Raw genomic sequence first — 10793 nt, 5'->3', positions numbered from 1 at the left:
CAATATGACAAAAGTAATAGATTACAAGAAGATTCTAAAAGAAACCAATACGGAGCCGAAGTTGTTCCAAATTATGGACGAGAATGGGAAAATCGTCAATAAAGATTACTTTCCAGAGTTAACAGATGAACAGATGGTAGAAATGATGGAGGTGATGGTTTGGGGACGCGAATACAACAATCGTGTAAGCATCCTGAGTCGTCAAGGAATTATTGGAAACTTACCGCCAACTGAAGGACAAGAAGCGGCACAACTAATCAGTCAATATGCATTACAAGAGGGAGACTGGTTGTTACCAACGTATCGTGATGTTCCACCATTGATTCGTCATGGTATTGAAACACGACAAGCAATGAACTGGTATAACGGTCATACAGATGGATTCGCATATGATCATTCAATCAAAGCATTCCCACCTCAAGTTATTATTGGAGCACAGATTATTCAAGCTGCAGGGGTTGGTTTAGGTCTTAAGAAAAACAAAAAAGAAAATGTCGCAATGACTTATATTGGTGATGGAGGAACATCACAAGGGGACTTCTATGAGGGATTAAACTTTGCAGGTGTTTATGATGCACCCGTTATCTTTATCGCTCAAAATAATGGATTTGGTATTTCAGTACCTCGTAGTTTCCAAACAAAATCCGCAACACTCTCTCAAAAAGGGATTGGGGTTGGAATTGCACATCTCTTCGTAGATGGTATGGATCCTTTCGCAGTCTATGCTGCAACGAAAGCTGCACGTGAGTATGCAGTAGCAGGAAATGGACCCGTACTTCTTGAGTTCTTAACATTCCGTTATGGACCTCATACATTAAGTGATGATCCACGTCGTTACCGTGAAAACGAACTTGTAGAATCATGGTTACCGAAGGATCAATTGATTCGTATGCGTAAATTCTTAACTGAAAAAGGACTTTGGTCTGAAGAACAAGAAGCAGCAATTATTGAGAAAACACAAATTGAAGTTAAAGATGCATTGGATGCATCACGTAAACTTCCAAAACAAAAAATATCAGAATACTTGGCAAATATGTATGAAGTGATGCCACCTTCAATTAAAGAACAATATGATCTTTATGTAGAAAAGGAGAACGCATAAGATGGCTGTTAAAAATATGGTAGAAGCAATTACTGATGGACTTGAAGTAATGCTTGAACATGATGAAAAGGTTTTAATTTTTGGAGAAGATGTTGGGAAAAACGGAGGGGTTTTCCGTGCTACCGATGGTCTTCAAGCAAAATTTGGTGAAGACCGTGTCTTTGATACACCGCTTGCGGAATCAGGAATCTTGGGACTCTCAATTGGTTTAGGTGTAGAAGGGTTTAGACCGCTACCTGAAATTCAATTCTTTGGATTTATTACAGAAGCGATTGACTCCATTACCAACCAAATGGCTCGTATGCGTTACCGTACTGAAGGTCAATTATTTGCACCGATTACGATTCGTAGTCCTTACGGTGGTGGTGTTGCAACTCCTGAAATTCACTCAGATAGTTATGAGGGAATGATTGCGCAAATGCCTGGGATGCGTGTTGTTGTTCCATCAAACCCTTATGATGCGAAAGGACTTTTAATTTCATCCATTAAAAGTAATGACCCAGTGTTGTTCCTTGAACACTTGAAATTGTATCGTGGTGAGAAGGTAGAAGTACCCGAAGGAATTTATGAAGTACCGCTTGATAAAGCAAATATCGTTCGTGAAGGAACAGATATCTCGATTGTTTCTTACGGAGCAATGGTGGTGGAAGCACGTAAAGCTGCGGACATCCTTGCGGAAGAAGGCATTAGTGTTGAAGTTGTAGACCTTCGTACTATTGCACCTTTAGATATGGAAACAATCGGAACATCTGTTTCAAAAACAGGACGTGTATTGGTTGTTCAAGAAGCGCAACGTATTGCAGGGGTAGCAAGCCATGTTATGTCTGAAATCAGTGAGCGTTTCTTCTTAGACCTTGTAGCACCTGTATCACGTGTAACAGCACCGGATACAACATATCCATTGCCACAAATTGAGCAAATTTGGTTACCAAATGCACAGGATATCGTTACATCAGCACGCAAATTAGTTCAAGAATATTAGGAGGAACTCATGAATTATAAATTTAATTTACCCGATCTCGGTGAAGGAATCACCGAAAGTGAAATTTTACTTTGGCATGTTAAAGAGGGGGATGTCATCAAAACAGACGATCCACTCTTTGAAGTCCAAAATGATAAAACAACAATCGAAGTACCATCACCTGTAAAGGGAACCATAAAAAAAGTTCTTGTAGAAGCAGGGGTTGTAGCAAAAGTTGGAGATACTCTCGTTGAAATTGAAGTAGATGCTTCTGACGTACCAAAAGATGCGAAGCAAGAAGAGACCCAAATCGAAGAAAAAACAGAAGTAGAAACAAAAGTAGCACCAGTTGTTAGTCAAGGGAAAGCACGCGCAATTCCTTCAGTTCGTAAATATGCACGAGAAAAAGGGATTGATATCGCACTTGTAACGCCAACAGGAAAACATAATACCGTTACAAAAGAAGATATTGATAACTTTACTGGAGAAGCAGTTGAAGTGGCAACGCCACAAGTAACAACACCAAAAGAAGTTGTGAAAGCTCCGGTACAAACAGTGGGTACAGATGGCTTACGTCGTGAAAAAATGACACCAATGCGTAAAGCAACAATGCAAGCAATGGTTCATTCCACATCATCCATCCCACGTGTTACGGTATTTACTAATATTAATGTATCGAAGTTGGTGGAACACCGTGATATGTATAAAGACTATGCGAAAGCAGAAGGTGCACGTTTAACGTATACAGCATATTTTGTGAAAGCAGCCGTAACGATGTTGAAGAAATATCCAATCTTCAATGCGATGGTTGATGCAGAAAAAGGTGAGATCATCTACCGTGATGCAATCAATATCGGAGTCGCTACGAATACCGACGCAGGACTTTATGTACCAAATATTAAAAATGCAGATACAAAAAATCTCTTTGAGATTTCAAAAGAAATTGAAACAAATGCACGTTTAGCTCAAGAAGGAAAACTGCCAATGGATGCGATGCGTGATGGTTCATTCACAATCACAAATGTTGGTGGAATGTCAGCCGACGGTGTTTATTCAACACCAATTATTAATGCTCCTGAAGTGGGGATTTTAGGAACAGCGAAGATTGAAATGGAACCGTATGTTACGGAAGACATGACTGTCGCAATCGCACCATTTATGAAACTATCCTTTACCTTCGATCACCGTATTATTGATGGTGTTGAAGCACAGCATGCTTTAGATGAACTTAAAAAAGTTCTAAGCGACCCTAATAAGCTTGTATTGGAGGGGTAAGAAATGGTAGTTGGAGATTTCGCGAAACAAGCAGATGTCATTGTTATTGGAAGTGGACCGGGTGGCTATGTCGCAGCCATCCGTGCTGCTCAACTTGGAAAAAAAGTTACTATCATCGAACGTGATGAAATCGGTGGCGCATGTCTTAATGTTGGATGTATTCCTTCAAAAGCTATGATCCATGCAAGCAGTGAATATGCAAAAACACAAACAAAAACACCATTTGGTTTAAGCTATGGTAAAACAAGTTTCGATATGAAACAAGCAAAAACTTGGAAAGACCAGGAAGTTGTGAAGACCTTAACTTCAGGCATTGGTGCCCTTTTAAAGAAAAACAAAATCGAAATTGTTAAGGGTGAAGCACACTTTATGTCCGAAGATAAAATTCGTGTTGTAAATGACATGGATGTTCAAACATTTTCGTTTAAAGATGTCATCATCGCTACAGGAAGTAGACCGATTGAAATTCCAGGTTTTAAGTTTGGGAAACGAATTTTAGACTCTATAGGAGCACTAAATCTTGATGAAGTACCAAAATCATTAACCATCGTAGGTGGTGGTTATATTGGCTGTGAACTTGCCGGTGTATTCGCAAATTTAGGAACTGAAGTTACGATCCTTGAAGGGGCACCGAATATTTTACCGCTCTTCGAAAAAGATTTAAGTGCAAATGTTGTGGATCAATTTAAACAAAAAAATGTCACAATCCATACGAATGTGAAGGCTGAATCGGCTAAAGTTGAAAATGATACCGTAACAATCACTTACAGTCAAGATGGTAAGTCCGTTACACATCAATCTGAATATGTCTTGGTAACGGTTGGTCGTAGACCCAATACAGATGATTTAGGACTTGAGTATGCAGGGGTCACAGTTGGCCAACGTGGACTTCTTGAAGTAAACGATCAAGGACTTACTAACGTGGCTCATATTTATGCTATCGGTGATATCATCCCGGGTCCTGCGCTTGCACACAAAGCAAGCTACGAAGCGAAAGTGGTTGCGGAAGTTATTGCCGGACAAACAGCTGGATTTGACTATACCGTAATTCCATCAGTAAGTTATACCAATCCTGAAATTGCAGTTGTGGGGATGAATGCGACAGAAGCAAAAGCTCAAGGCATTCAAGCGAAAGCATTTAAATTCCCTTACGCCGCAAATGGTCGTGCATTATCCATGAATGATACTCAAGGATTTGTTCGTCTTACAGTAGAAACTGAAACAGGATTTATTTTAGGGGCTGAAATTGTAGGAGCACAAGCAAGTGAGTTACTTGCGGAACTTACAATGGCTATTGAATCCCAATTAACGGTTGAGGATGTATCGTTAATAATTCATACACATCCTAGTTTATCGGAAATGATAATGGATACAGCAGAATTGGCTCTGGGTTATCCCATCCATCTCTAGAAAGGGTCATGATGAAAAAAATATTTGATAAAGGATTCGGAATGAAGATACTAAATGGGGTGGCTATTGGATCTGTTGTTGTGTTGATTCCAGGGGCCTTGCTTAATGAGATTTTTAAAGCACTTTTACCCATTTTTCCACAAGGTCAATTTGTTTTAACGGCAACATCGTTTGGAATGATTTTAATGGGTGTTGTAATTGGTGTGGCTGTTTCGATGATGTTTAAGTTTACACCGATTCAAACCGCATCCGTAGGAATGGCAACCGCATTTGCCTCCGGTGGATGGAAACTTGCGGAAGATGGAACGTTTATGCTTAAAGGCAGTGGTGACATCATTAATATGGCTCTTACTGCTACGTTTGCGGTTATCTTAATTCTTGCGGTTGCAGACAAATTTAAAGCTTATGCGATGTTATTAACACCAACTTTAGTATTAATTGTTGCAGGTGGTTTAGGAATGATTACACTTCCATATGTACAGATGATTACCGGTGCTATGGCACATTTAATCAGTAACCTTCTTCAACTTCAACCGCTTCTCATGTCCATACTGGTATCCATGATCTTTGCGATGATGATTGTATCCCCACTCTCTATAGTTGGGATAGCACTCGCAGTTAACTTATCCGGTGTCTGATCAGCAGCAGCTAATGTGGGAATCTGTGCAGCTGCATTTGGACTTGCGATTACAGGTTGGAAATCGAATGAACTTGGAACAAAAATTGCTTTAATGTTAGGTTCGCCAAAAATGGCAATGCCTAATGTTATGAAAAAACCGAAGATTATGATTCCAGTTTTATGTAATGCAGCCTTAAGTGCTATTGTGGTTGTTTTACTTAACCAACAAGGAACTCCAATGTCAGCAGGATTTGGGATTAGTGGACTTATTGGACCCATCAATGCGATTAACCTTGCGGGTGGATGGACTTTAGGTAACATCCTCAATGCTGTGCTTGCTTTTATGGTAATGCCGATTGGACTTGCGATTGTATTTAGAAAAGTCTTTACGGAAGTAAAACCTATTGTCGCAGTGGATGATTATCATATTGAGGTACAATAAATGAAAAATTTTGTAGAATTGGAGGCACGTTTAGTACGAGAACGCATGACGCAAAAGCGTCTTGCGCTTGTATGTGCGGATGAAGTTAATACGCTCGAAGCAGTTATCGATATGGAAGAACGTGGGTATATAAAACCAATTCTTCTGGGAAACAAAGAAGCAATTCAAGACGTAATTCGTGAACACAATCTTGCGGTGAATTATGAAATTATTCATTGTGACAAGCCTCGTGAAGCCGCTCAAAAAGCAGTTGCACTTGCGAAAGCAGGAGAAGTCGATCTCATCATGAAAGGTTTAATTCAAACCAGCGATTTACTATCTGCGGTCGTGAAACGCGAAACAGGGATTCGCGAGCAAAAAGTGCTATCACACGTTGCGCTTGTGGAAATCCCATTCAAAGAAACAATGTATATTATGAGTGATGGGGGCATGATCCCAACGCCTAATTTCGATCAAAAGATAGGAATCATCGAAAACAGTATTCAACTTGCTCATGCTTTAGGGATTGAAGAGCCAAAAGTGGCCTTATTAGATGCTGCGGAGCATACCAATCCTCATATTCAATCCTCCGTTGATTCAGAAACCCTAAGTCAGCGAGAGTGGGAACATGCAATTGTGGAAGGACCAATATCTTTAGATCTTGCAGTATCGAAACATGCTGCAGAGATTAAAAAATGGGATGGTCGTATCCAAGGTGATGCCAACATTCTTATTACCCCAGATATTATAAGTGGAAATATTTTGGGTAAAGTTGGAACACTATTCACCGATGGAAAGATGGCTGGTGTAATTCAAGGTGCGAAAGTACCAATAATCCTTACATCTCGCGGTTCAAATCGTGATGAAAAAATCAACTCAATCTTACTTGCGTGTTCGATTGCGAAAGGAGACTTATAATGTATATTCTAGCCATCAATCCTGGAGCGAGCTCAACAAAATTCGCGTTATTTAATGACGAAGAAGAATTAATGCGTGATGACCTAAAAATACCTTTAGAAAAAGTAGAAGGTTATCACAAATTAGAGGATCAATTGGAAGATCGTTATGCTTCAATTTATGATGCATTGGTTGAACATGGATTCGATCCAAAAAAAGTTGAAATTGCAGTAGGGCGTGGCGGTATTTTGCCACCGGTTGAAGCTGGAGCAATTGCAGTTACAGACACACTCATTGATTACCTCTTACATAAAGCAGAAGTCATTCACCCTGCAAACTTAGGTGCTTCGATCGCTCAGAAATTTGTAGATCAAGCAGAAAACTGTACGGCGTATATTTACGATCCGATCTCCGTCGATCAAATGGATCCGATAGCGCGTATATCTGGGTTAAAGGGTATTGAACGTAAAAGTATTGGACACATGTTAAATTCGCGTGCTGTTGCCATAGAACACGCGAAATCCCTTCAAACTCCTTATAACAAACTCAACATGATTGTTGTCCATGCTGGAAGTGGTATTACCGTCACAGCACACAAACAAGGTCGCATGATCGATCTAGTTGGTGATGATGAAGGTGCCTTTTCACCTGAACGAAGTGGTGGTTTACCCTTACGCCCCTTTATGAATCTATGCTATAATAATGACAAGGAAGCGGTTACAAAACTAACCCGTCATCAAGGTGGTCTTATCTCATATTTTGAGACCAACGATGTCCGAAGTGTCGAAGCAATGATTGAAGAGGGTCATGATGAAGCAGCGCTCGTTTTAGAAGCAATGGCTTATCAAATTGCGAAAAGTATTGGTACACTGAGTACCGTGCTCGAAGGTAAGGTTGATAGTATCGCGATCAGTGGGGGATTTGCACGTTCGAATCGCATGATGAATTGGATTGAAGAACGTGTATCGTTTATTGCACCGGTTGCGATTTATCCGGGAGAATTTGAACTTGAAGCACTTGCTTCGGGAGGATTAAGAGCATTTCATAAACTCGAAACCACTCATTATTTCGAATAGAATTAAGAGGTAACTATGGAAATTAGAGAGTTGAAATACTTTATTGCTGTTATTGAAGCAGGGAGTTTTACTGCTGCCGCAAAAACCTTACACATGACACAACCTGCCCTCAGTTGGAACATCAAACAACTGGAAGCAAAACTTGAGACGCAGCTCATTGAGCGTACTCAAACCGGAGTCAGTGTAACGGAGAGCGGCCAAGTGTTTTACGATGGTGCGAAAGATGTTGTGGCACATCTTAATCGATTAGATCGATTGATGAAGTCAGAAGCACAACGCATTCGTCGTAAAATACGATTTGGGCTTACCATACTTTCTTCCATTAACTACATGGATCAGTTTCAAGGATATGTCGGCAAATATCCACAAGTAGAATTAAATTTTGTCCAACGAGGTTCCAAGGAAATTCAAGATATGCTTATCCAAGATAAATTGGATGCAGCCTTAATTTCAGAACCTATTTACTACTCAAAGCTTGAAGAGAATGCAAAGAGACTGGAAGGATATTACTATGATGTTGGTGTGGTGGTGGCTACGGATCATCCACTAGCTAACTGTGAGCGCCTAACGCTCCGGGATATTATGACGGAATCGTTTGCATTAGTGTCAGATGCTTATGCAATCGGTCAAGAAGTACCGCGTCGTTGCAAAGAACTCGGGTTTATACCTGCAATAAATTATCGTAATGATAACTGGGAAGTTGTTCTAGAACATGTCGCTGCATATGGTTCAGTTACAATACTTCCTGTCGATCTCCAACACATTATTGCACGAGATGATGTGGAATGGATTGAGTTGGATGATGAGATCAGTCGTTTCCATCTTCAACTTGTAATTAATTACGATAAAACGAATGTGGATGAGTACGCAATATTTCAAAATTTATATGAAGAACTTATGGTGAATCATTAAAAAACGAACCCAGGTTATCTTGGGTTCGTTTTTTTACTTGGGCGTAGAAATATGTCTTTTTCGATACGTACTTGGTGACATGGATTCCACATTTTTAAAAAATTGAGAAAAATAGGAAGGGGATCTAAAACCTACAATATCAGATATTTGCGTAATCGATAAGTCTGTATTCACGAGAAGCTTTTTAGCTTCAATCATACGTTTTCGTAAGAGGTAATCGATTGGAGAGAGACCGGTTTGTTCCTTGAATATATGTGACAAGTAAAACTTATTTAAATAGGTGAGTGATGCAAGGCGATCAAGGGTTATATTCTCACGATAATGAAGATTGAGGTAGTGTTCTAAGAAGATACAATCCTTATTTTCACCGCTTTTGGATGTCTCAACATCGAGCAGTGATGTAGTGCGACGCATTGTATTTAAAACTAATACACGCAATAGGTTATCCACAATAAGCTCAGACATTTCATCATGTGACTTTCCGGCCTCCAAAATGGCCTTAATATAGAATAAGATTTCGTGTTTATAATCTTCGTAATTATGAATCGAAACCCCAGGATGTTCATTTTGTTCCATTGAAAATTCGACGCCGTCAATACCTAAAACAATATACTCCAGCCCGCCTTCCGCATCACTACATTCTGTGTGCAAGACATTAGGATTAATGATGATTGGATCATCTGCGTTTATAGGAAGTTTAAGATTATCTGCGAAGCGAAAATAGCCGCTACCTCGTACAACGTACATCAACTCTGAAAACGGATGAGAGTGAAGCGTTGAATGCCAATCTGAATCAAAGCGCGAACTATCGATATAGAGTAATTTTAGTCGGTTAAGACGTTTTGTGAGATCATGTTTCGTTTCCATAAGTACCCCCTACAGTAATTAAAGTATATTATTTATTTAGAAATTAAACAAGATATCATAAGATAGTAACAATATCACGATTGCTTTAATTCCTTATGTATTGTCATAATAATGACATAGGAGGTATGTTATGAAAATACTGAATCAATTTCAACTGGATGGGGATATTGTAAGTTGTGAGCTCTATGGAAATGGGCATATAAATGACACTTATCGGGTTGATACACTAAACGATGTATATATCCTGCAAAGAATTAATACACATGTATTCAAGAAACCAGAGTTGTTGATGGAGAATATAGGTCGGGTGACACGATTTATTCAAGATAAAATAAATATACAAGAAGGGGATTCCTCAAGAGAATCGCTTACGTTAATACCTACATTAGACCAAAGTGATTATGCAGTGGATGAAGGTGGTAACTACTGGCGTGTGTATCGTTTTATACAAAATACTATTTCGTATGATCTTGTTTTAGAAGCAAAAGATTTTTATGAAAGTGGTCGTGCATTTGGAAATTTTCAATATATGTTATCAGACTTTCCTGTGTCATCATTGCACAGTACAATCGAAGATTTCCATCATACACCTAAACGATTCGAGCAGTTTAAAAAAGCAGTAAGTAACGATGTGATGAATCGTAGCCATACGTGTGAAGCCGAGATTCAGTTTATCTTAGAACGAGAATCGTTTATGAATACACTATGGGATTTATATGATAAGGGTTCATTGAAACTAAAAGTTACCCATAATGACACAAAGCTGAATAATGTTTTATTAGATGCGGATAGTGGTGAGGGAGTTTGTGTCATTGATTTGGATACTGTTATGCCAGGATTTGCCTTAGATGACTTTGGGGATTCGATTCGATTTGGGGCCTCCACAGCACTTGAAGATGAACGTGATTTAAGCAAGGTTCACTTTGATCTCGATCTATACCGTGCTTACGTAACAGGATTTATTGAAGGGGCTCAAGGAAGTCTGACGAATCTAGAAATAGAACTGTTTCCTGTAGGAGCGAAAATGATGACATTAGAATGTGGTATGCGTTTTTTAACAGATTATCTTGAAGGGGACGTTTACTTCAAAACGACGGATTCAATGCATAACTTAGCTCGAACACGAACACAGCTTAAATTGGTAAGTGATATGGAAGATTCATGGACGGATATGCAGGCCATCGCGAGTGCATATTGCTTATAATATAAATCAAACTATGAAAAATCATAAAAAAATTATAAACAGCAAGATA

Annotated in this window: 9 protein-coding genes and 1 pseudogene; 9 read left to right on the top strand and 1 reads right to left on the bottom strand. The window is 39.3% G+C overall.

Annotated features, from left to right (window positions below; genetic code table 11):
• Positions 1 to 4: 4 nt before the first annotated feature.
• The 8 genes and pseudogenes from pdhA (at position 5) to LLS04_RS01850 (ending at position 8673) form a co-directional block, all read left to right on the top strand.
• Positions 5 to 1102, top strand: coding sequence for a pyruvate dehydrogenase (acetyl-transferring) E1 component subunit alpha (gene pdhA, locus LLS04_RS01885; protein WP_323611621.1), 1098 nt, complete (start codon positions 5 to 7; stop codon positions 1100 to 1102).
• Between the two features lies 1 nt (position 1103).
• Positions 1104 to 2084 (top strand): alpha-ketoacid dehydrogenase subunit beta, encoded by a 981-nt coding sequence (locus tag LLS04_RS01880; protein ID WP_123171084.1) that lies wholly within the window; start codon positions 1104 to 1106, stop codon positions 2082 to 2084.
• 9 nt (positions 2085 to 2093) lie between these two features.
• The gene (locus tag LLS04_RS01875) at positions 2094 to 3338 is read left to right on the top strand and encodes a dihydrolipoamide acetyltransferase family protein (RefSeq protein WP_323611620.1); all 1245 of its coding nucleotides are present in this window, start codon (positions 2094 to 2096) and stop codon (positions 3336 to 3338) included.
• A gap of 3 nt (positions 3339 to 3341) precedes the next feature.
• On the top strand, positions 3342 to 4748 hold the full coding sequence (gene lpdA, locus LLS04_RS01870) for a dihydrolipoyl dehydrogenase (protein ID WP_323611619.1): 1407 nt from the start codon (positions 3342 to 3344) through the stop codon (positions 4746 to 4748).
• A gap of 8 nt (positions 4749 to 4756) precedes the next feature.
• Positions 4757 to 5809 (top strand): annotated as a pseudogene (locus tag LLS04_RS01865) (PTS transporter subunit IIC).
• Complete coding sequence (locus tag LLS04_RS01860; RefSeq protein ID WP_323611618.1) at positions 5810 to 6706, top strand: phosphate acyltransferase; 897 nt, start codon at positions 5810 to 5812, stop codon at positions 6704 to 6706. It begins immediately after the preceding pseudogene.
• A complete protein-coding gene (gene buk, locus LLS04_RS01855) occupies positions 6706 to 7761 on the top strand; it encodes a butyrate kinase (RefSeq protein WP_323611617.1) in 1056 nt (351 codons plus the stop codon). Before LLS04_RS01860 ends, buk begins: the two co-directional genes overlap by 1 nt.
• Before the next feature lie 15 nt (positions 7762 to 7776).
• Positions 7777 to 8673 carry a LysR family transcriptional regulator gene (locus tag LLS04_RS01850; RefSeq protein ID WP_323611616.1) on the top strand — a complete coding sequence of 299 codons (897 nt, stop codon included), beginning with the start codon at positions 7777 to 7779 and terminating at the stop codon, positions 8671 to 8673.
• A gap of 33 nt (positions 8674 to 8706) precedes the next feature.
• On the opposite strand, the gene LLS04_RS01845 is transcribed toward LLS04_RS01850, so the two are convergent.
• Complete coding sequence (locus tag LLS04_RS01845; RefSeq protein WP_323611615.1) at positions 8707 to 9540, bottom strand: helix-turn-helix transcriptional regulator; 834 nt, start codon at positions 9538 to 9540, stop codon at positions 8707 to 8709.
• Positions 9541 to 9670: 130 nt separating this feature from the next.
• On the opposite strand from LLS04_RS01845, the gene LLS04_RS01840 reads away from it, so the two are divergent.
• Positions 9671 to 10744: a phosphotransferase enzyme family protein gene (locus LLS04_RS01840; RefSeq protein WP_323611614.1), complete on the top strand. Its 1074-nt coding sequence runs from the start codon at positions 9671 to 9673 to the stop codon at positions 10742 to 10744.
• Positions 10745 to 10793: the final 49 nt, after the last annotated feature.

Source organism: Erysipelothrix enhydrae (assembly GCF_035066605.1).
GTDB classification, from domain to species: domain Bacteria; phylum Bacillota_I; class Bacilli_A; order Erysipelotrichales; family Erysipelotrichaceae; genus Erysipelothrix; species Erysipelothrix amsterdamensis.
This window is presented reverse-complemented; position numbering and strand designations above follow the sequence as displayed.

Excerpts from the sequence above, each read along its gene's own strand:
- pdhA (WP_323611621.1), top strand. The coding sequence starts at position 5 with ATGACAAAAGTAATAGATTACAAGAAGATTCTAAAAGAAACCAATACG.
- LLS04_RS01880 (WP_123171084.1), top strand. The coding sequence starts at position 1,104 with ATGGCTGTTAAAAATATGGTAGAAGCAATTACTGATGGACTTGAAGTA.
- LLS04_RS01875 (WP_323611620.1), top strand. The coding sequence starts at position 2,094 with ATGAATTATAAATTTAATTTACCCGATCTCGGTGAAGGAATCACCGAA.
- lpdA (WP_323611619.1), top strand. The coding sequence starts at position 3,342 with ATGGTAGTTGGAGATTTCGCGAAACAAGCAGATGTCATTGTTATTGGA.
- LLS04_RS01860 (WP_323611618.1), top strand. The coding sequence starts at position 5,810 with ATGAAAAATTTTGTAGAATTGGAGGCACGTTTAGTACGAGAACGCATG.
- buk (WP_323611617.1), top strand. The coding sequence starts at position 6,706 with ATGTATATTCTAGCCATCAATCCTGGAGCGAGCTCAACAAAATTCGCG.
- LLS04_RS01850 (WP_323611616.1), top strand. The coding sequence starts at position 7,777 with ATGGAAATTAGAGAGTTGAAATACTTTATTGCTGTTATTGAAGCAGGG.
- LLS04_RS01845 (WP_323611615.1), bottom strand. The coding sequence starts at position 9,540 with ATGGAAACGAAACATGATCTCACAAAACGTCTTAACCGACTAAAATTA.
- LLS04_RS01840 (WP_323611614.1), top strand. The coding sequence starts at position 9,671 with ATGAAAATACTGAATCAATTTCAACTGGATGGGGATATTGTAAGTTGT.